24 protein-coding genes are annotated in these 19046 nt (G+C 71.2%); 10 read left to right on the top strand and 14 right to left on the bottom strand.

Annotated elements, in window-relative coordinates; translation table 11 throughout:
• Positions 1–45: 45 nt before the first annotated feature.
• The 3 genes from IEW07_RS15200 to IEW07_RS15190 are packed head-to-tail and all read right to left on the bottom strand — an operon-like array spanning position 46 to position 2812.
• Positions 46–936, bottom strand: a complete 891-nt coding sequence (locus tag IEW07_RS15200; protein WP_188538739.1) for a hypothetical protein — start codon at positions 934–936, stop codon at positions 46–48.
• Positions 933–1898, bottom strand: coding sequence for a hypothetical protein (locus IEW07_RS15195; protein ID WP_188538737.1), 966 nt, complete (start codon positions 1896–1898; stop codon positions 933–935). The genes IEW07_RS15200 and IEW07_RS15195 overlap by 4 nt, the downstream gene beginning before the upstream one ends.
• Positions 1895–2812, bottom strand: coding sequence for a hypothetical protein (locus tag IEW07_RS15190; protein ID WP_188538735.1), 918 nt, complete (start codon positions 2810–2812; stop codon positions 1895–1897). Before IEW07_RS15190 ends, IEW07_RS15195 begins: the two co-directional genes overlap by 4 nt.
• 79 nt (positions 2813–2891) lie before the next feature.
• Between IEW07_RS15190 and IEW07_RS15185 the strand changes: the two genes are divergently transcribed.
• Positions 2892–3614 carry a hypothetical protein gene (locus IEW07_RS15185; protein WP_188538733.1) on the top strand — a complete coding sequence of 241 codons (723 nt, stop codon included), beginning with the start codon at positions 2892–2894 and terminating at the stop codon, positions 3612–3614.
• 385 nt (positions 3615–3999) lie between these two features.
• The gene (locus tag IEW07_RS15180; protein WP_188538731.1) at positions 4000–4155 is read left to right on the top strand and encodes a zinc transporter permease; all 156 of its coding nucleotides are present in this window, start codon (positions 4000–4002) and stop codon (positions 4153–4155) included.
• A 72-nt stretch (positions 4156–4227) separates the two neighbouring features.
• Here the strand turns inward: IEW07_RS15180 and IEW07_RS15175 are convergent, their stop codons facing one another.
• Positions 4228–4482 carry a hypothetical protein gene (locus tag IEW07_RS15175; RefSeq protein ID WP_188538729.1) on the bottom strand — a complete coding sequence of 85 codons (255 nt, stop codon included), beginning with the start codon at positions 4480–4482 and terminating at the stop codon, positions 4228–4230.
• A 104-nt stretch (positions 4483–4586) separates the two neighbouring features.
• Between IEW07_RS15175 and IEW07_RS15170 the strand changes: the two genes are divergently transcribed.
• Both IEW07_RS15170 and IEW07_RS15165 read left to right on the top strand, forming a co-directional pair.
• Positions 4587–5699 (top strand): hypothetical protein, encoded by a 1113-nt coding sequence (locus IEW07_RS15170; RefSeq protein WP_188538727.1) that lies wholly within the window; start codon positions 4587–4589, stop codon positions 5697–5699.
• Positions 5700–5748: 49 nt separating this feature from the next.
• Complete coding sequence (locus IEW07_RS15165; RefSeq protein ID WP_188538725.1) at positions 5749–6165, top strand: hypothetical protein; 417 nt, start codon at positions 5749–5751, stop codon at positions 6163–6165.
• 135 nt (positions 6166–6300) lie between these two features.
• Here IEW07_RS15165 and IEW07_RS15160 read toward each other — a convergent pair whose 3' ends face one another.
• The 5 genes from IEW07_RS15160 to IEW07_RS15140 all read right to left on the bottom strand — a co-directional run bounded on the left by IEW07_RS15160 (position 6301) and on the right by IEW07_RS15140 (position 9171).
• Positions 6301–6696: a hypothetical protein gene (locus IEW07_RS15160; RefSeq protein ID WP_188538723.1), complete on the bottom strand. Its 396-nt coding sequence runs from the start codon at positions 6694–6696 to the stop codon at positions 6301–6303.
• Positions 6697–6754: 58 nt separating this feature from the next.
• Entirely contained in the window at positions 6755–7162 is a 408-nt protein-coding gene (locus IEW07_RS15155) for a hypothetical protein (RefSeq protein ID WP_188538721.1), read from the bottom strand.
• Between the two features lie 57 nt (positions 7163–7219).
• Positions 7220–7819: a hypothetical protein gene (locus tag IEW07_RS15150; protein ID WP_188538719.1), complete on the bottom strand. Its 600-nt coding sequence runs from the start codon at positions 7817–7819 to the stop codon at positions 7220–7222.
• Positions 7820–7901: 82 nt separating this feature from the next.
• A complete protein-coding gene (locus IEW07_RS15145) occupies positions 7902–8942 on the bottom strand; it encodes a DNA cytosine methyltransferase (RefSeq protein ID WP_188538717.1) in 1041 nt (346 codons plus the stop codon).
• A gap of 46 nt (positions 8943–8988) precedes the next feature.
• Complete coding sequence (locus IEW07_RS15140; protein WP_188538716.1) at positions 8989–9171, bottom strand: hypothetical protein; 183 nt, start codon at positions 9169–9171, stop codon at positions 8989–8991.
• A 109-nt stretch (positions 9172–9280) separates the two neighbouring features.
• Here IEW07_RS15140 and IEW07_RS15135 point away from each other — a divergent pair, with 109 nt between their 5' ends.
• Positions 9281–9472, top strand: a complete 192-nt coding sequence (locus tag IEW07_RS15135; protein ID WP_188538714.1) for a hypothetical protein — start codon at positions 9281–9283, stop codon at positions 9470–9472.
• A gap of 173 nt (positions 9473–9645) precedes the next feature.
• On the opposite strand, the gene IEW07_RS15130 is transcribed toward IEW07_RS15135, so the two are convergent.
• The 5 genes from IEW07_RS15130 to IEW07_RS15110 form a co-directional block, all read right to left on the bottom strand.
• Positions 9646–9930, bottom strand: a complete 285-nt coding sequence (locus IEW07_RS15130) for a hypothetical protein (protein ID WP_188538712.1) — start codon at positions 9928–9930, stop codon at positions 9646–9648.
• Between the two features lie 71 nt (positions 9931–10001).
• Entirely contained in the window at positions 10002–11504 is a 1503-nt protein-coding gene (locus IEW07_RS15125; RefSeq protein ID WP_188538710.1) for a hypothetical protein, read from the bottom strand.
• Positions 11505–11597: 93 nt separating this feature from the next.
• Positions 11598–12362 carry a hypothetical protein gene (locus IEW07_RS15120; protein ID WP_188538708.1) on the bottom strand — a complete coding sequence of 255 codons (765 nt, stop codon included), beginning with the start codon at positions 12360–12362 and terminating at the stop codon, positions 11598–11600.
• A 104-nt stretch (positions 12363–12466) separates the two neighbouring features.
• The gene (locus IEW07_RS15115) at positions 12467–13231 is read right to left on the bottom strand and encodes a hypothetical protein (protein ID WP_188538706.1); all 765 of its coding nucleotides are present in this window, start codon (positions 13229–13231) and stop codon (positions 12467–12469) included.
• A 121-nt stretch (positions 13232–13352) separates the two neighbouring features.
• On the bottom strand, positions 13353–13844 hold the full coding sequence (locus IEW07_RS15110) for a twin-arginine translocase TatA/TatE family subunit (RefSeq protein WP_188538703.1): 492 nt from the start codon (positions 13842–13844) through the stop codon (positions 13353–13355).
• A 591-nt stretch (positions 13845–14435) separates the two neighbouring features.
• Here IEW07_RS15110 and IEW07_RS15105 point away from each other — a divergent pair.
• The 5 genes from IEW07_RS15105 to IEW07_RS15085 all read left to right on the top strand — a co-directional run bounded on the left by IEW07_RS15105 (position 14436) and on the right by IEW07_RS15085 (position 19033).
• On the top strand, positions 14436–15662 hold the full coding sequence (locus tag IEW07_RS15105) for an AAA family ATPase (RefSeq protein WP_188538702.1): 1227 nt from the start codon (positions 14436–14438) through the stop codon (positions 15660–15662).
• A gap of 91 nt (positions 15663–15753) precedes the next feature.
• Positions 15754–16671, top strand: coding sequence for an alpha/beta hydrolase (locus tag IEW07_RS15100; protein ID WP_229741892.1), 918 nt, complete (start codon positions 15754–15756; stop codon positions 16669–16671).
• 65 nt (positions 16672–16736) lie between these two features.
• On the top strand, positions 16737–17963 hold the full coding sequence (locus tag IEW07_RS15095) for a hypothetical protein (protein ID WP_188538698.1): 1227 nt from the start codon (positions 16737–16739) through the stop codon (positions 17961–17963).
• Complete coding sequence (locus IEW07_RS15090) at positions 17938–18648, top strand: hypothetical protein (RefSeq protein ID WP_188538696.1); 711 nt, start codon at positions 17938–17940, stop codon at positions 18646–18648. The genes IEW07_RS15095 and IEW07_RS15090 overlap by 26 nt, the downstream gene beginning before the upstream one ends.
• Positions 18649–18781: 133 nt before the next feature.
• On the top strand, positions 18782–19033 hold the full coding sequence (locus IEW07_RS15085) for a hypothetical protein (protein WP_188538694.1): 252 nt from the start codon (positions 18782–18784) through the stop codon (positions 19031–19033).
• The last annotated feature ends 13 nt before the right edge of the window (positions 19034–19046 follow it).

Genomic DNA, 19046 nt, shown 5'->3' with positions numbered 1-19046 from the left:
GCACATGATGCACGGGGCGGCCGGTGTCTTCTGGTGGCGGGGCGGCTACTGCCTGGCGGTCCTGGCGCGGGCCAGGAGCTCGGAGAGGACCACCGGCTTCGCCCCGGCGCGGTCGAGGTCTTCGCCCGCCTGGGAGAACTCGGTGAGCAGGTCGGCGACCGCGGTGGCCCCGCGGTTGTCCATCATGGCCAACAACCCACCGCGGCGTGCCTTGTCGGAGGCCTCGGCGTAGATGCGGTGGTGCTGGTCCGAAGGGGTGTCCATCGCCTCCCGTACTGCCTGCTGGTAGGCCGGCATCGCCTCGAGCAGCCCGACCGCCAGCCCGTGGTCGTTGCGCCCCACGGCAGCCTGAGCGGTCTGCTTGAACTGGGTGGTGGCCTGTAGAGCGGTGTGCATCAGTTGCTGGTTGACGTACTCGGAGGCTTCCTCCTCGCTCAGTCCGCCATCTTCCTGCACTACGCGGTACATCATGGCGAAGGCCTCGCCCATCGTCTTGGGCTCATCCGGGGCCGGGGCGGCGTTGAACTCCTCGATCCCGTGGGCTGCGGAGACCGCCTGGAGGTCGGTGCGCATCCGTCGGCGCACGACGGCGGGGACCTTCTTGGAGTCCTGGTCGGCGAGCTGACCGTTGCGCATCAGCATGGTCGCCGGACGGTAGGGGTGCAGCCACTGGGTCCGGTCCCGGCTCACGGTCAGCTGGTGGTCCCAAGACTGCCCGTCGACCTCGGTGTGGGTGGAGTACCCGACGGTGTCGGCGTCCAGGTCGGCCTGGTAGCCGTCCACCACGTCGGAGGGTTCCTGCTTCCACTCGACCGGGGCCGGCGGGACGCGAACCGGGGCGCTCAGCGAGACGCCGGCGGCCTCGGCGTGTGCCTTGATGGTGAACTGCCCACCGGCCCCGCGCGGGTGGTCGGCTTCGTCGAAGGTGGCGCTCATGCCTGCTGCTCCTGGTCTGCCGCGCGCACCGCGGCGAGGTCAATCACGTAGGAAGTGGACTCGGGAAAGTACTCGGGCTCCACCCCGTCCATCACCTCCAGCCCCTCGTGGTCCAGGTCTTCGACCAGCGAGGTCTCGTCGAAGTAGTGCTGGGGCACCACCCGGCCCTGGGCGTCGTAGAGGCTCAGGGAGTCCGCCACGAACGCCTCGTACTGGAGAGTGACCTCCGCACGCACGGCCGAGGGGTGGACACGGGCGATGAGACCCACGGTCGCCCGGGTGGTCTGTTCGAGAGCGCGCACGGTCTCGGGCTGCCCGCGCCGGTAGGCCGCCCGCGCAGCACGCACCTTCTCCTGGTGAGCGATGCGCTCCGGCTCCGTGAGCACGGTGGCCGCCGAGGCGTCCATCGTCGCGGCCGCCTCCAGGTCGATGGTGATGGCGGCGTGCTCCCGGGCGGAGGGACGGGTCACCTGGGCGACGTCGTCGATCCAGGAGTCGTGGTCGATGAGGAAGGAGTCGGCCACGTCCTGGTAGAGGAACACGGCGCGGCCGCCGAGGCCGCGGCCCAGGTAGTCGTCGTAGTTCTCGAGCGCCGCGGCGTCGGCCAGCACCCGCTCGTCGGCGCCGCGGACCGCGTGGACCTTGTAGCCGAAGTCCTCGAAGTCCTCGAAGTCCTGGACGATCTCCAGGTGCGTGGCCCCGGGGAAGTCGACCGGCACCCCGATGCCGGCGAGCTTGGCGGTCTGGCGCTGGAGCAGTGCGGAGGCGTCGCGGTCGGCCTGCGGGGTGGTGGCCTGATCGACCGCGCGCAGGGAGACGTCACGAGCGGTGATCAGGTCGTCCACCAGCTCAGGGGCGCAAGGGGCGGAGGTCAGGCTCACCTGCGCCTCGGTGCGGGCCTTGGTCGCGAACTTCCCGTCACCGGCACGGGGGTGGTCGATCTCGTTGAAGGTGGTGGTCATCGCTGGTGCTCCTGGTCCTGCGTCAAGGCGGTGAAGTCGACCTCGAAGACCGTCCAGTCCCCGTCGGGGTGGGAGTCGACTCCGTGGAGGGACTCCAGAGCGGAGCGGTCCAGGTCCTGGAGCAGCTCGGCGTGGCGGGTGGGGAGCCGGTTCTGGCCGGCGTCGTAGAGGTCGACCTCGAAGGCGGTGGTGTCCTCGTGGTGGATCTTGAAGGTGGCGGTGGCCGCCCCGGGGTGGGACCGGCCCAGCAGGTCCAGGCCCGACAGCGTGACGGCCTTGCTCGCAGCGGCGGCGGCGCGCCGGGCCTCCACGGCCTTGCTCTGGGCCAGCTGGTGGGCGGCCACATCCCGGGCGGTGACGATCGAGGAGGGCGAGGCGTCCATGGCCGCGGCCTTCTCCAGGTCGATCTCGAAGCGCTGCCCGGGACGGATCCCGGCCGGGATCTCCGGCTCCACGTCGGTGACCGCGTTGTCGTGGATGGCCATGAACGCTGCCCCGAGCTCGTCGTAGCGTGTGGCGGACTCGCCGATCGGGTGGTCCAGGTGGGACAGGGACTCGGCGTCGGCGATCACCTCGCCGTGCTCGTCGTGGATCTCGGTGACCTCAAAGTGCGGGTACGGGCCGGTGCGCTCGAGCACCAGCACGGCCGCGTCGGGGAAGTCCTGGCGCACCGCGATCCCGGCCAGCTTCGCGGACTGGTGCTGGTAGAGCGCCGAGAGCTCCAGGTAGGGCCCGGTGCGCCGCTCGGAGGTGAGCGCCATCCCGGTGTCGTCGCGCTCGTCAAGCAGCCGGACCAGTTCGGCGGAACGGTGCCCGGCGGGGGAGAGGGACAGGTCGGCTTCGGGGTGGTTCTTGGCGGTGAACTTCCCGTCGCCGGTGCGCGGGTGCTGGTGCTCGCTGAAGGTGGTGGTCATACCCTCTATGTGTGCGGCGGCGCTGGCCACCCCGGGGCCGTGTGCGCAGTTCTGCTCGGTGTCCGCACACATGGCGGGCATGACCACCCCCCAGGACCGCCATCCGGCCACCACGCCCCTGCCCACCACCGAGGCCCGCAGCCCCTACGACCGCCCGACCGAGCAGCTGCCGCCGGTCGGCGACGTGTACGACGAGAATTACTACGGGGCCCAGGAGTACACCCGCCAGCCCCGGCGGCGCTCCACGCTCGGCCCCCGCCTGATGGTCGGTGCGATCGCGCTGCTGGTGCTGGCCGCCGCGGCGATCTGGGCCGTCCAGGCACTGGCCGGCGCCCTCTCGGGGAGCGCCGCCACCCCGCAGGGCACCGAGATGACCCCGATGGCCACCACCGCCCCGATGGCCCAGGAGGTCATCGACCCGGCCGCCGCCGCGGCCGCAGCTGCCGAGCTGGAGGAGCAGACCGGCTCGGAGCAGGCGGTGGGGGACCGGCTGCGCCGCACGGCCTTCGCCGCGGCCAGCGCCGGGGAGCGCCGGCTGATCGATGTCGAAGCCGATGAGGCCTACGACCTGGTCACCGGCCTGTGCTCGGGCCTGGACGGCGGGGCGGAGCCGGCTTCAGCCGTGGCCGGGTTCATCGACGAGCACTCCACGATCGTCACCGCCGTGCCCGTCACCAAACTGACCGCCACCGGCATCGGCATCCAGTGCCCGGAGCACTACGAGGCGGGCCTGAACGCGATGCACGCCCACACCCAGGAAGTCCCCGAAGCCCCGGCGTGGGACTGGCTGCCCGGCTCCTGAGCCACCGGCGCACGGAGCACCCCCGGACCCGCCGGCCCCTTGTGTTGAGGGCGCCGGCGGGTCCTTTCCGCACACATGCAGTCCATGCTCACCCCCGGCACCGTGCCCCAGGCCCCGTTCCGCTTACCGGGCCGTCCCGTCTGGACGCCACCCGGCAGGCGTTTCTGCAGGTCGGGTCTGCGCTGCCTGGATGCGCGGTGCGGCGGCGTCTCGAGGCCGGCCCGCGCGGGCGCAGGGGATGGGCAGTTGAGCCGGTGATCACCGGCCAGTATCCGAGCTGCCCTGCCACCGCGGTGCGATGCGTAAGGCATTGTCAGACGGTGCTTCTGGTGCTTCGCTGGCTCTGCGGGCCCATCCCGGGTCCGTGCATCCCAGGGGGTTCGTCATGGCCGAGCACGAGAATCAGGCAGAGCACACCAAGGAAGAGCACACGCACGGGGAGAACTGTGGGCACCGAGCGGTGCTGCACGGCGGCCACGTGGACTACATCCACGACGGCCACAAGCATTCCGAGCACGGGGACCACTACGACGAGTGCTGATAGCTACGTGTGCGACTTCGCGAGGAGCCCACCGTCACGCCTGGCTCCCTCTCATCTGGCGGGGCGGGATGGTCAGAGATCGCCCAGCGGACGGACCATGAGGTTGGTGGCCGCCGCCGCGCGCTGGCCGGCGTCGAGCTGCTGGATCACCTGCATCCGTTCGACCGCCTGCTCCGCGGTGTCGGCGTAGATCGCCCAGGAGGAGAAAGACAGCGGGTTGCAGCTGTAGGACACCTGCCAGCGCTTGGTCCCGGGCTCGGGCCGGAAGCCAGGCGGGCGGGTGTCCTCGGTGGAGTGCTGGTCGGTCTCAACGGCAGTGGCGGTCATAGCGGGCGTCCTCTCGCGCGGGTGCGATCCTGATGGAATCCATGTGTGCGGAGCCCGGGCGCACCCCCGCACGGCCAGGGAGACCGTCCGCACACATGGAGACCATGAGACGACACGCAGAACCGTTCACCGCCGAGCTGGCCGCCCACCAGCAGCACATGGAGGCCGGGGCCACCGACGCCGCCGCCGAGCAGTACCTCACCGAGGTCGCGCACCTGTGCGCGGCCTACGCCTTCCGCCTGGACGTGGCGACCTCCGGCAAGGAGCACGAGAAGACCCTGGCCACCCACCGCCGGCTCCACCACGTGGACCCGTGGCCGGAGGAGACCCCCGAGGTGGAGCGGATGAAGACCGACCCGGCCTACCTGCGCCGCTGCCTGGCTGCGGCCACCTCCGAGCAGCGCATCCGCCGCACCACACGGCGCCGGGACCTGACCATCCCCGCGGTCTTCACCGAGCACGCCGGGGACACCCTCCGGCTGCTGAGCCCGGCGATGGTCCACGAGATCATGGAGCGCCTGACCACCGTCCGGCACCCGCGCACCGGGACCGTGGACCGCACCGTGGCCGACGTCTACCGGGTGTTCACCGACGGCCGGACGGAGCTGAAGGAGCAGGCCGACACCTACCGCTTCCTCACCCGGACGGTGCAGCTGTTCACTGCCTGCGGGGCCGCGGTCGAATCCGCCCGGATCGGCACCGGCTACCGGTCCTCCGCCCTGGTGCTGCGCACCCGCCACAACGCCCGGGAGATCCGCATCCAGGCGATGAAGGCCTACTGCGAGACCGTGCCGGTGCTGGGCTCCGGATCCTTCCTCCACGATGTGGCCCTGGGCCGGGAGGTCGAGCCGGAAGCCGCACGGCTGCTGCTGGCCTCGGCGGTGGCCGGTGCCGTGGCCCAGGAGATCATCGGCTCCGGGGCCGCAGCGCACCCGCTGACCCGGACCTCGCTCCAGGTCCACGCCGACGGGAAGGTCGGTTTCCACGTGTTGGTCGGCCAGTTCGACCGGACCCTGCTGGTGGGGGAGAACGGGGTGGTCTACGACTCGACCTACGACTCGCACCCGGCGATCGGGCACGGATTCCTGACAGCTGCGGCTGAGGAAGCCGGAGCGGACCCGGAGAAGGCCGAGGCCCTGGTGCACGCGCTGGCCTGGCTGGTCCGCACCGACAATGACGTCGTGGAGCTGGTGCCGGCCGCGGCCGCGCTCGCCTGAAGGTGAACCGGCGCAGGGCTCATCCGTCCCGGCCGATAGGCTCGAGGGCATGAGGAATCCCCGCGCCTCTGCCCCCGAGGCCCAAGGACCGACTGCCACCACCCCGCGTTTCGAGGACGCCCGCCGCCACTACCTGGTCGCCCGTCACGAGCTCACGGCCGCGGCCCTGGACGAGCTGATCCTGCGGGTCCGCACCCGTCACCGGGATGCGGCGAGGATGGTGCTGATCTGCGACGACGTCGAGGACGGGCTCTACCTGGCCGAGGTCACCGACGGCGCCGGCCGGCGGCTGCCCACGGGAGTGCCGCTGCTCGAGGACCGCACCGCGGCGCAGGTGGTGGCCAACCTGCACGGGCCCGACCTGGCGGTGCTGGCCGGGGTGCACCACGACGGGGCTGCGATGACCTTCGAGGTGGTGTTCGACGAGCGGGCCGCAGCGGCGGGCCGTCACGATGCGGCACGCTGACCCGACCGCTCAGCACCACGGCGACGTCGTCCGGACCAGTCCCGGAGCGCGGCAGATGAGGCAGCCGGCGGGTGGGGTCGGACTCCGACGAGGCTTCGGCCTGTTGCACGGGACGGGGCCTACGTCGGAGCCCGCTCAGCGTCCGGCGCCGTCCACCTTGTCCTGTCGAACCGGGATCACCTCGACGATCGACACGTGCTGCTCCACGAGCGCGCGCTGGCGCTCGTCGACCTGGGCCAGGTCGAAGGCCGCCTGGATCGCCAAATGCGGGCCGGCGGCCATGATGGTGTAGCTCTCCCGTCCGCGCCGGGTCGGGAACGAGACCTTCCACGTCTTCGCCGACCGGGCAGCGACGCTCCCACGCATCTGATCGGGGATCCGCAGCGTCTCCAGGGCCTGGGGTCCGCCCTGGAGGCGGAGTGACCAGCGCGGGAGCTCCTGCCCGGTGGTCGTACTCGGGTCAAGGTCGTTCTCGGTGGGGGAGTGCGAGCCGGAACGGCCGTCGGTAGAGCGAGGCTGGTTGTCGTTCATCACGACTTCCATCTGTAAAGCACCCGGCCGCCGGTGGTCCACGGAGTCGCCGGTTGTCTCAGCAGTCGGATTCGTGGACGCAGGCCACGCTCTCCACCAGCTGCTCCTTCTCGTCCTGGGTCAAAGTCGGGTCGGTGAACTCCACGACGATCGCCCCGGCGCGCGCCACCTCGGCGTCACCGGCCACCGACATTGCGTCCTCGGCCTCCTGGACGGAGTCGTATTTGAGGTAGTGGGCCTGGTCGGTGCTCAGCGCCTGCACGCAGGCCGGCATTGCGGCGGCGCACAGTGCATCGGTGGTGTCGCGGGCGTTGGTGGCCAGCTCCCACGGCTCACCCTCGGCGTAGAGGGTGTTCAGGTCGACGAAACGGTCGGTGGAGCACCCGGTCAGCAGGACCTGGAGGGCCAGGACGCCGAGCAGCATGGGTCGGTGGGTGGCGGTGCGGTGGGTGTTCATGGTGCCCATGTGTGCGGAGCTTAGCCGTGCGCCGCACGGGTCAGGCGGGGTGCGTGTGCAGCCCCGTCACCACACAGCGCCGAACTCGTCGCGCGCGGCGGCCAGCACGCCGTCGGGATGGTGCAGATGGTTCACCGGTTCGTCCTGCTCCTCGAAGTAGGCCGAAGGGGTGCACAACCACATCACCAGGTCCTCGTCCGGCACCCCGTACCCCCGGGAGGTTGCGAGCAGGTCTTCGATGACCGGCAACACCGTCCGCGTGCTCAGGTCGAACTGGAACGTCGGATAGAGGTAGGAGCTGCCGCGCCGGTACCCCAGCAGCCGTCCCTTCTGCCTCCGGCGCGAGGCGTAGGAGCGGTGAGACGTCTTCCCGACCAGCTCCGCGACCTCCGCACTGGAGAGCATCTGGTGGTCGGCCTCGATCGTCCGCCACCAGTTCTCCTGCGCCTGCAGGGAGCGGGCCAGCTCCGGGGAGATCGGCTGGGGCGCGGCGGCCATCGCCGTCCCGAGCGCCTTGATGCCCTGTGCTTCAGCGGCGGCCCGCCGCAGGATCTCCAGCGTCAGAGGGACCCCCATCGCCTCGCTGAGCTGTTCGAGAGCGGCTGTCACCGCGGGGCTGTCGATGGCCTCTTGGTCCGGGGTGTGCTCGAAGCGCGGTGCGCTCATCTCGGCTCCCAGTCTCGGCGTCGGTGACTTTGATTCTGCCCCCAGAACGTCTCTCAGGAGAGTGACGGATCCCGTGGGAAGCTCAGGCGGCCACGGACACACGGTCCGCGTCGTAGAGGCCGGCCAGGTAGGCGGAGACCTGCTCCTCCCAGTCCAACCCCATCGCCCCGGCCAGCACGGAGGCGGCCACCGGCGGGAGCACGACGTCGGCGACCTGCTTGAACGCCGCCGACCGGGAGCCGGTGAACGGGTAGTCGCCGCGGAAGCCCTGCAGCACGGAGGCCTCCTGGAGGGTGAGCTGGGCGCGATCGGAGACCCGCCTCCAAGACCTGGCCGAGCCGGTCAGGCACCAGGACGGGGCGTCGGCGGAGAACTCGTTGCCGCCGGAGCTCATCGCCCCGCGGGTGTTCACCCGCTCCCCGGGACCCCAGCCCAGGGCAGATGCCATGGTGCGCCCGGGGCCGTCCAGGCCCAGCGGCAGGGAGGCGGTCCCGTACCGGTTGGCGACCAGGAAGGCGCGCTTCCTGCGCACCGGCATCCCGAAATCCACTGCGTCGATGACGCCGACGTCCACCGACTCCCATCCGGCGGAGAACAACTCGGAGGCGAAGTCCTCGAACATGAACTCCGCAGCCGGCACCTGCTCGAGCACCAACCACTCCAAGGACTCCATCGCCGGGGACAGGGCCAGGCGGGCCGGCTGGGCGGCCAGGGCGGTGCGCACATCGGTGACCGTGCCCAGCTCGTCCTGGATCTGCTCCCAGGTGCAGTCGCAGTCATGGGCTCCCAGGTGGGTGATGACGTCGAGGACGGTCTGGTAGTCCACCCCGGTGCCCGTGCGCTTGCCGGAGGAGCTGAAGGTCGGGCATGGGGTGCTGGCGATCAGCCCGGTGGCGTGGGACCAGTCGGCCGGGTCGATCGCGGTGATGTCGCCGAGGATCCGGTGGTGCCCGGCGGCGGTCGCGGTGGCCGCGGCCGCCTCGTTGAGCTCCACCCCGGCGATCCGGTGGGGGAGTCCGAGGATGCGCGCACCTTCGTCCCAGCCGCCGGGTCCGGCGCACAGGTCCAGGACGACGGGGGAGCCGGTGAGTGCGGTGGGGGCGGGAGCGGGGAGCGTCTTCATGGTTCTCATGTGTGCGGAGGAGACGGACGTCGCCGACGGGTGCGGCTCAGGCGCCCTGGGAGGCTGCCTGCTCGGCGGCGACCTCGTCCGCCCACCAGGTGCGGAACTCGACGGCGACCACGACGACCAGCGCGCTCAGCGCGGTGAACCACAGGCCGTTGTGGACCTCGGTGGTGAAGCTGATGGTCAGGGCGGCCAGGACGATGGCGAGCTCGGCGTATCGGTTCATGCTCCCTATGTGTGCGGAAGCTAACAACAACTACGACGTAGGCGTGTGCCGACGGGCCTCGTGCACCTACCATCGACGGCACACCCGTGCTGCGATCCAGGAGGAACCGATGGCCCTGCCCAGTTTCGAGGAGATGCGCCACCGTGCGTACCGGCTGCTCGAGCAGGCCGAGGACGAGCTGCGCTCGGACTGGGCCCCAGGCACCGGGCCCAATGAGAAACAGACCGAGGCGGCCAGTCAGGCCCGGGAGCATATCCACCAGGCGCAGGCGGCCCTGGACCGGGCCCGAGACCGGAGATGACGAGCCGTGACCACAACGAGGGCCCGGCAACCGCACATCATGGACGTCGGCCGGCGGGCCCCCGTTGTGGCTGTGTCCACCCCCCTAGAGGAGAACACCGCAAGCGTATCTGGCGGCACCGGATCCATCGGCACACGTGTGCCGATGGCCCGGACAGTGGGTGGACGGATGGGTCAGCCACGCAGGATCGCGGCGACATCCCACGGGGACAGGGTCTCGCGGAAGCCTGAGGGGTGGGTCCGGGCGATGCGGGCCAGCCGCTCCTTGGGCAGGTTCCCGAGGCGGTCGTAGGTGCCATGGTCGCGGTGCCACTGTGTAGCCACGGCCTCCAGGTTCACACCCACCGGGTCCAGGCCGGCGGCGGTCAGGGAGGCGGACAGGGCGTGGACGGCTGCGGCGCGGGGGGTGAAGCGGGCCGTGTGGGCGGCGTGGGTGGGGCGTTCGGCGATGGCGGTCACGGCGTACTCCTGGCGGTGGTCGGTGCGAGGTGGCGGGTAAATCCCCTCACCGACCATGTGTGCGGCGCCGATCAGCCGGCCCAGGGGTTGCGGCGCTGCCCCAGGGCAGGGTCGTTGTAGCGCGGGATCCAAGGGTCGTCGGAGTTCCCGACCAGGGCCCGGACCGTCTTGGCCGGCACCTGCAGCAGGCGCCACCCAAAGGTACCGGCCAGGGTGTGCTCGATGAGGTGGACCGTGCCCTCGGGCTCGGCCAGGTAGATCCGGCCGTGGCCGTCGGCGGTGCGCAGATCGGCAATGATCTGTGCGTCCTGGGCGGCGCTTTCGGCCGGTTCCCGCTCGCTGACCTCCACGAGCTCCTCCAGCCGGGCCAGAGCGACCGCGGCGCGGGCCTGGCGGAACCGTTCGGTCAGCCGCGACCACAGCCCCTCGTGCCGGCTCCAGGCCTCCCCGTCGGGGGTGCCCAGGGCGCAGGTGACCCGGTAGCCGGGCTCCCCGACGAACCCGGCCAGCGCCGGCCACTCCAGCGGGTCGGTGGCCACGATCGTGGTGCGCATAACGGCGGTGATCTGCCCGATCCGCCGGTCCGGGCCGGGCATCATCTCAGCGACCGAACGCGGGTCGTAGGGCAGCAGCATGGTGAACCCGGCGACCTCCGGCCCAGCTTCGGGCGCCTCCGCTTCGGCCGGATCCGCCCCTGCGGGAGTGGACGGGCGCCAGGTGCGTTCCAGCAGCTCCTGCAACAGGCTCTCCCGCGCGGACTGCATCTGCACCTCGACGGCATACGGGTTACCCTCGTCCGGGTCTTCCCCGACGTCACCTTCCATCTCCAGCAGCTGCGCGGAAATGCTGTCGCCGCACTCCTCGTAGAGCGCCTCGACGTCCACGTGATTCGCCACGTCGAACACCCAGCGCACCAGGTAGCGGCTCTCCCCGGTGTAGCCGTCACTGCCCGGGGCGATCCAGTTCGGACGCACCACCCCTTCGCTGTCCACCACTCCGTCCCCACGCTCGAAGCGCAATGCCTGCTCCTCGCCCACCACCAGCAGGTCCCCGCCGGCGGCCAGCCCCGAGTCCACCTCGACATCGGACCAGCGCACCGGATCACTGAGCATCCCCGGCGAGCCCGGAACCAGCCCCCGGTACTCCAGCACCGTCACCGCCTGCCGGATCTGCAACGGTCCCCGGTCGCGCCAGCCCGGCAACAGCTGCCCGTGCTCATCGATCAGGACCGCACCGCGTTCCCGGGCCAGGTCCTCCTCCCACAGCTCCGGCATGTCCGCGGCGTCCTCATAGGCCTGCGCGAACTCCTCGTCGCAGCTGATCGCCGTCACGAAGCTGAGGTGGAACCGGGCGGCGGGCAAGGTGAACCCCTCCTCGTCCTCCAGCACGGCGCGGTCCTCCTCGTCCTGGACCTGCACCAGGACCTGCCCGGCCCAGGGTCGGGCCCACTGCACCCAGGCTTCCTGGGCGCTGTGGGCCCGGAAGACGAACGAGCGGTGACCATGTTCCTGCCCGTCGGGGTAGGCGAGATGGACAGTGAACAGAAAGGGGATGGTGGAAGCCCGGTCATCCATGGTGGACCGTCCTTGCAGGTCGGCGTCGGCGCCCCTGAAGCGGCCGCGCCGGTCATCGCCTCAGTCTGCCCGCGGGACATGTGCGGCGGAAGGCTACGCCGGCACACCCTCCACAGCGCTGTTCACCGGGTGCGTCAGCGCCTGCCGGCGGAAGTCGGTGCGGGAGTGGACCACCACGTCGTCCCGGCCCAGCAGGTGACCCACCGGGTCCTCACCCAGCGCGGTGACCTCGAGGCCCAGCGGAACGCGGAACACCCAGCGCACCCGGTACGCACCGCCGGGCAGCACCGGCGGGTGCTGCGCCTCGTCGGGCTCATCGCACACCGAGTCGGTCGGGCAGGCCCGGCCCTCGGCGGACTCGTGCTCCTCGAAGAACACCGGGCACCCGGCCACCGAGGACGGTGCGGCGGCGGGACGGACCACCGGATCGTCCTCCACCGATCCCGAGCGCTCGCCAAGGGTGCGGTACTCCACCAGCGGGACCGCACGGGTCAGGGTCAGCGGCCCGGCATCGGCCCAGTCGTGGTGGGTCGTGCCGTCGGCGTCGATGAGGATCCCGCCCCAGTTGTGGGCGAAGGCCTCCGGCCAGGTGCGCTCCAGCGACTCGGGGGCGTAACCGGTCAGGGCGGGGTGGCAACTGATGGCGTGGACGGTGCCGGCGGTCTCCCCGTCACGGGCCTCGACGGCGGCCACGGCAGCCGCGGTCGTCCAGGCCTGGTGCGCGTCGGTGCCGGTGTGGGCGGTGTGGATCCACCGGCTGCCCAGGCAGGTGCCGTCGGTGAGGCAGACGCTGAACAGGTAGGCCGGCCCGCCAGCGGCGTCAGCGGCGTGGGCGCCGGTGGTGGTCTCGGTGCTCATGGTGGGGGCGTCCTCGGGGATCGGGTCGGCGGTACGGTCCCCAGTGTGGGAGCCGGGGCGGACGCCGTAACGCCCTACCCCGGCTCCCGGTGTGCCGATCAGCCTCAACAGGTGGCGTTGAGAGCCTCGTCCATCGCCGCCTCCAGGTGGCGGGCGTCGTCGAGGACCTGCTCGCGCTGAGCGGCGGTGTAGTTGTCGAAGGGCACCCCGATGCCGTTGTAGCCGTCGAGGAACTTCCCGGTCTCGGCGATCAGCTCCTCGAACGCCTTGGTCGTCCGGGTCCGGGACTCCTCGTCGTTCTCGTGCTCCTCCAGCTGCCCGGCGGCCTTGTCGCGCTCGGACTCCAGCTCCGAGACGTCATCAGGGGTGGCCCAGCCGTTCTCCACGGCCGCGCGCAGCACCGCCACCACGGTGGCCCGGTCCAGGTGCTCCAGGTGGTCCTGGTGCAGCCCGAGCATCTCGGCGTGCTGGGCGCGGGTGACGTGCGGGCCGATCTCGGCGTGCTGTTCCGGAGTGCGCGGGGTGCCCCACTGGTAGCGGGCCTCCCAGGCAGCGACGGCCTCGAGCACCTCGGCGACGGCCTTCTGCACGTACTTCGGCGCCTTGGCCGGATCCTGGTGACCGGCGACCCGCACCACCGGCAGCGGGTCGGACCCCGGCTGCGCGACGCGGAACTCCGGCTCGTCGGGGAAGCGGAACTCGACCCTGGTCAGCTTCTCCGCATCGCGCGGGGAGGGCACCAGCAGGTAGTAGAACCGGGCCCCGCCGAACAGGGCGTCGGCCATGACGGCCCGACCGCCGGCGGCCTCACAGGTGACGGCGGTCGGGGTGGCCGGGGCCTTCGGGGTGCGGGTGGCGGTGACAGTCATGACGGGATCCTCTCGGAGGCGGTGCGGAACTTCCTGGTGTCTCCCATGTGTGCGGACACAGCACGGCCCCGCGCACTTTCAGTGGTGCACGGGGCCGGGTGGGACGGGATGGTGACGGGGTTCAGGTGGCCTCGCCGTCGTAGGGGGTGACGCGGGGGCCGGGGGCAGCACCGACGGCCGCCAGCTGCTGGGGTGCGTCGTGGTCCTGCTCCGGCAGCGGCTCCAGCTCCGGTTCGGGCGCGTGGGCGGGGGTGCGCTTGCGCTCGAGGTGGTCCTCGAAGGCGCGGCGCTCCTCCTCGGACTCCCGGGCCACGGTGACCTCCCGCCGGCGCAGCTCCTCCGGGTCCGGCTCCGGGGCGTCGGCCTCGGCCAGGGCCTCGCGCACGATGGTGCGCGGGTCGTACTGGCGGGGGTCGTACTTGCGCCAGTCGACGTCGTCGATCTCCGGGCCGAAGGTCTCCTTCAGCTCGGTCTTCGCCCCGGAGGCGTAGCGCTTGGCCGCCTTCACCAGGTCTTTGAGCTGATCGGCGTAGCCGGGCAGCCGCTCGGGTCCGATGATGAACAGGGCCAGGAGGAGCAGGACGATCATCTCGCCGCCGTTGATGCCGAACACAGGCTTTCCTTTCGTCGTGGGGGTGTGCCTGACCCCCGTTGGGATCCCGGTCGGGGCGCAGCGGAGATGGACCGGAGCCTAACGACCGAGAATCTGGTGGCCTAAATGTGTGCGGATGGACCGGTCCCTGTGCCTCGCATGGGCACAGATGTGCCCCCCTGTGCCCGTCTGTGCCCATGTGTGGGCACACCCCGATTCAGGTGTCGTCACAGGTCAGAATGGGTCTGGTGGCCGGAAACGGGTGGGTGAGGACATGTGCCCACATTTTTCTGCACCCCTATAGGAGAGAACCCCCGACACCTCTCCTCCCCACCACCTTCATCCCCCACCTTGTACGGAAGCCCAAAACCCTGGGCACATGTCCTCACCCCCAAAACCCTCTCTCTCATCTCCTTCTCCTTCTTCTTAAGGGAGGGGGTATATATAGGTGTGGCTAGGGGTTTTGTCCGTGGGGGGTGCAGATGGTGGGGGTCCGACCAGGGTGTGCACACCGGTTGGGCACAGGTGGGCACAGTGGGCACGGAAGTGGGCACACCCGCTGCCGGAGGGTGCGGTGCGCCGAGTCCGGGGTGCTCCGCACACATGGGGTGCATGTTCACTCCCAAGGACCTGCACATCGACCCTGCCGCCCGCGCCGCCATTCCTGAGCGGCCCGTCACCGAACTCGAGGTCGGCTCCATCACCTCCCAAGCGCTGTTCAGCATCTTCCAGGGGGAGGCGGCTACCACGATCGTCTCGCCCCCCGGTGGCGGGAAATCCACCTGCATCGGGGAGATCGCGGTGTTCCTGCTGGAGCAGACCGACCTCAAGTTCGAGATCGCCTGCCCGACCCGTGACGGTGCCTGGGCGCTGGCGGCGAAGATCGGGGCGCTGATGGCCGAGCGCCACCCCGGGGAGAAGTCCTCGGTGCTGTTCCACATCAAGATGGATCCCCCGGAGAACGTCGCCACCAAGATCGGGGAGTGCGCCAAGCGCCGGGTGGGGGTGCGCACCCTCGCCTCGGCGGCCATGTCCCAGCCCGAGCTGGACCTGCTGATCGTCGACGAGGCCTTCCAGACCACCTACGCTCAGCTGGCGGTGGCCGCCGACAAGTGCGAGCAGATCCTGATGGTCGGGGACTCCGGGCAGATCGGTCCGGTCGTCACCTCCGACACCCGGGTGTTCGCCTCCCGGGCGGTCAAGCCCGAGTCCCGGGCCCCGGAGCCGTTCATCGCCAAGGGCTACCCGGTGCTCAACATCGACCGCACCTTCCGCCTGGGACCGGACACCGTGGACGCGATCGCCCCGCTCTACGACTTCGACTTCGCCTCCGCCCGCCCCGAGGTCTCCCTGCGCCGGGGGCGGCGCACCCTGCCGGAGATCACCTCCATCGCCATGGACCCGGTGGACACCCCGGAGGCCTTCGACGTCGCCCACGCGGTGGCCGACCGCGCCGAGGCTCTGCTCCAGTGCCAGGTGCACACCGAAGTCGGTGCCACCGCGATGACCCCGGCCCAGCTGGCGGTGGTCGTCGCTCACAACGCCCAGGTCTCGGCGGTGGCCGCCGTGCTGGAAAAGCGCGGCATCGAGGGCACTGCCGTGGGTACGGCCGACTCCCTGCAGGGTGGGCAGTGGAACGCCGTCATCGCCGTGGACCCGCTCACCGGCTACCGCGAGCCCAAGGGGCACCAGCTCCACCCCGGACGGCTGTGCGTGATGGCCTCCCGCCACATCGCCCACCTGAGCTGGATCCACCCGGTGGACTGGGCCGAGGTCCTGGACACCTCCGAGGACGACGTGGAGACCATCCGCGCGGTGCGCGAGTCCCTCACCGCCTGAGACCACCCCACCCCATCCGCCACGGCGGGTCCGTGCCTGACGGTGCGGGACCGCCGTGGCGGGTGATGATCGACGAATGGAGTTCCACCCCGTGACCAGCCCGATCCCCACCCCCGAGCGTTACGAGCCCCACCTGCCGCCGGTGCCCCAGCCCCGGCCGCAGCGCACCACCAGCACCTGGTCCTGGGGCAGCGCCGTCGTGCACCTGGAGCGGGTCGGGGACCCGCAGGCTGCGGTGCGGATGCTGCTGGTCCACGGCGCCGGCGGCAACGCAGCGGCCATGTGGCCCTACGCCGCCCACCTGGCCGGCCTCGGCGCCCACGTCACCGTCGCGGACCTGCCCGGCTACGGGGCCACCACCGTGGCCGAGCCCGGGACGGTGCGCTACGAGCACTGGCGGGCGCTGCTTATCGACCTGGTCGAGGCCGAGCACGACGAGAGGCCGCTGATCCTGGTGGGGGCCTCGATGGGTGGGATGCTCGCCTACGACGTCGCCGCGGCCACCGGCAAGGCCGCCGGGCTGGTGGTCACCTGCCTGCTGGATGTCCGCGACTCGGCCGTGCGCGCCCGGCTGTCCTGGCACCCGGTGTTGGGCCGGGTCGCCGGTCCTGACCTGCGGCTGCTGGCGGGGCCGGCCGCGGACCTGCGGGTCCCGATCCGGTGGATCGCCGACATGCGCCACATCGCCAACACCCCGGCCCTGGTCTCGGCGGTGCTCACCGACCGTACCGGCGGGGGAGGGCGGGTCCCGCTGGGGTGGATGCGCAGCTACCTGGACTCCGCACCGGTCACCGAGCCGGAGGACTTCACGGGAACCCCGGTGCTGATGGTCCACCCCGGGAACGACCGGTGGACCCCGCTTAAGATCAGCCGGGCCTTCTTCGACCGGATCGCCGCTCCCAAGCGTCTGGTGGTCCTCCACGGGTGCGGGCACTTCCCGGCCGAGCAGCCCGGCTTCGCCCAGATGCTGACTGCGGTGACCGGGATGGTCGCCGAGCTCACCGCCTGAGCGCCCGCGCACGCCCGGTGGATCCGTTGTGCGGATCCCCGGGGGCTTCCGCACACATGGTGGTCATGCCCAAGAAGATCCTCACCGTCTCCGACTACGCCGCCGATGCCCGGGCCCGTGCCACCGCCGCCGGGGCCCCGCTGAACCGCTCCGCCTTCCCGGGTCTGCAGCTGACCCCCACCCGGTACCTGCACGTGGTCTCCGGGCACGTGCACATCGCCAAGCGCAACGGCACCGACCGGCGCCTGAGCATCGAGGATGTGGAAGAGTTCGTCGAGCACAGGACCGACCGCGGGGCAGACCCGCTGGTGTGGCTGTGCGCCGACCGTTCCACCCGCTCCAAGCTGATCGCCACCGCCAAGCGGTTCTCCGCCGAGGCGGAGCGGCCCTACTCCCGCCAGCTGACTCCTCTGACGACCCTGTCGGCTTCCCGGCGCCTGCCGGTGCTCACCGACGCGCTGGCCTACACCTGGTGGGCCCCGGAAGCGGTGGACACCGACTCCCTGGCCTCCTGGGCGGCGGCTTTCGGGGTCTCCTCCTCCTCGCGCATCGCTATGATGCGCGCCCTGGAGGACAAGGCGGTCGTGCGCTCCGCCCCGCCCGCGCTGCTGGAGAAGCAGGCCAAGGACGCCCGGGCGCTGGCACTGAAAGAGAACTGGATGGTCAACCAGTTCCGGTACAAGGGCGAGTCCTCCGACGTGTCCAGCTACAGCCTGCTGGACGCCCACGCCTCCGTCTCCGGGGCGATCGCGGCGATGGACCCGGGCCTGTTCGAGATGCACATGCTCAACGGCACGGTCTCTGCCATGACCGTCCAGGACTGCGACCGTCAGCTGCTGGCGGGACCGGCCTCCTCCCCGTTCAAGCACAAGGTCAAGCGCACCGTGCGGGTGATCACCAACGACGGGGTCGGGCAGGCGACGGTCACCAGCATCGACGTCGACGACGACGGGCTCTACGTGTCCATGGAGGCCGCCTACCTGACGAAGAACTCCGAGGGGTTCATCGGTCTGGACGAGGAGACCGTCTACCTCACCGCCGACGTGTTCGACCTGCCCCAGCGGGTGGCCACCGAGCGGCGGTGGCTGGGGGAGAAGCGCGAGCGCGTGTCCCGGCAGATGCCCACCGCCGTGGCCGCGCCGATCCACCTCCGCCCGCCACTGATCCCGTTCGCGAGCCCGGCGTCTGCCCCTGCGGCCGGTGCCGGGCTCACGGCCGCGGGGGAGAGCGTGCTGAGGGGGCGGAACCTCCGCACACATACAGGCCATGAACACCGCACCTGCTGCCGATGAGGCCACCGCCCTGCTCACCGACTCCTCGCTCGAGGCGATCGTGGTTGCTGAGACGTGCCATCCGGACCCGGTGGCCGTGGCCGCCGACGTGAACCTGATCCTCTCCCCAGCCACCCCTGTCACTGCGGTGGCACGCCGGCGGATGCGCGAGCACCTTGCCGTGCTCACCACCCGGGTCGCCGTCCAGGCCCGCACCGAGGCCGAGCGTGACTACGCCGCCTGGTGCGCTGCCCGGGACCTGTCGTCCGAGACCGACGTCGACGACCTGCTGCTGGACACTCACCAGCGCGACACCGCGACCGCGACCATGGTCTCGGCCCTGCTGCGGATCCTGCACCCGTCCACCGTGGCCCGGGCCGACGAGCTGGCCGGTCGCACCGGGCGGCGGGTGGAGATCCCTGGGGTGGCCGCAGGCACCCTGCGCACCGCCTCCTCCACCGACGTCTCCGCCCGCCTGGTCATCGACGAGGACGGCACCGCGGTCGTGCACACCTGCGCGGGGACCCTGGTGGTCCTGGACCTGCCCGCCCCGGGGCAGGACGAGCTGGCGGTGTCCCTGTACGCGGCGGTGCACGGACTGGAGGAGGAGGTGGCGGCCGTCTACGCCGCCGCTGACCCGTCGGGCTGGTCCACCGCTGTCTCCCATGCCGACGCGGCCCGCGCCGCGGCCGCCGCGCGCGTGTGAGCGGTAGCCCTGGACTCGCAGTGCTCCGGCCGCGGCGGCCGGAGCGCTCTGGACGTGCGGGCGTTGTGCCGATCGGACCGGCCCCCTTTGCGACGATGGAGCCACCTGTCCGCTCGACCCCAAGGAGCACCCCGTGCGCCCCGTCTCGTACAGCCCCCTCGTCGGCGTGGCCGCCGGCCTGATCATGTGGCTTGCCCTGCCCTCCACGGTCGGTCCGCTGAACCTGGCCCTGACCGGTCAGATCATCATGTGGGTCTCGGTCGCCGCCTTCGTGATCTCGCTGATGATGGCCTCCCGCACCCGCCGGGCCTCCACGGTCCGCCGTGAGGTCGCCGACCCAGTCGCCGGTCAGCGCGTGGTGCGCTCGGAGACCGACGTCGTCTGAACCGACCGCTCTG

Origin of the sequence: Kocuria dechangensis (genome assembly GCF_014636775.1) — a bacterium.
Classification (GTDB): domain Bacteria; phylum Actinomycetota; class Actinomycetes; order Actinomycetales; family Micrococcaceae; genus Kocuria; species Kocuria dechangensis.
Note: the sequence above shows the minus strand (reverse complement) of the source record. Positions and strands in the feature narration are given on the sequence as shown.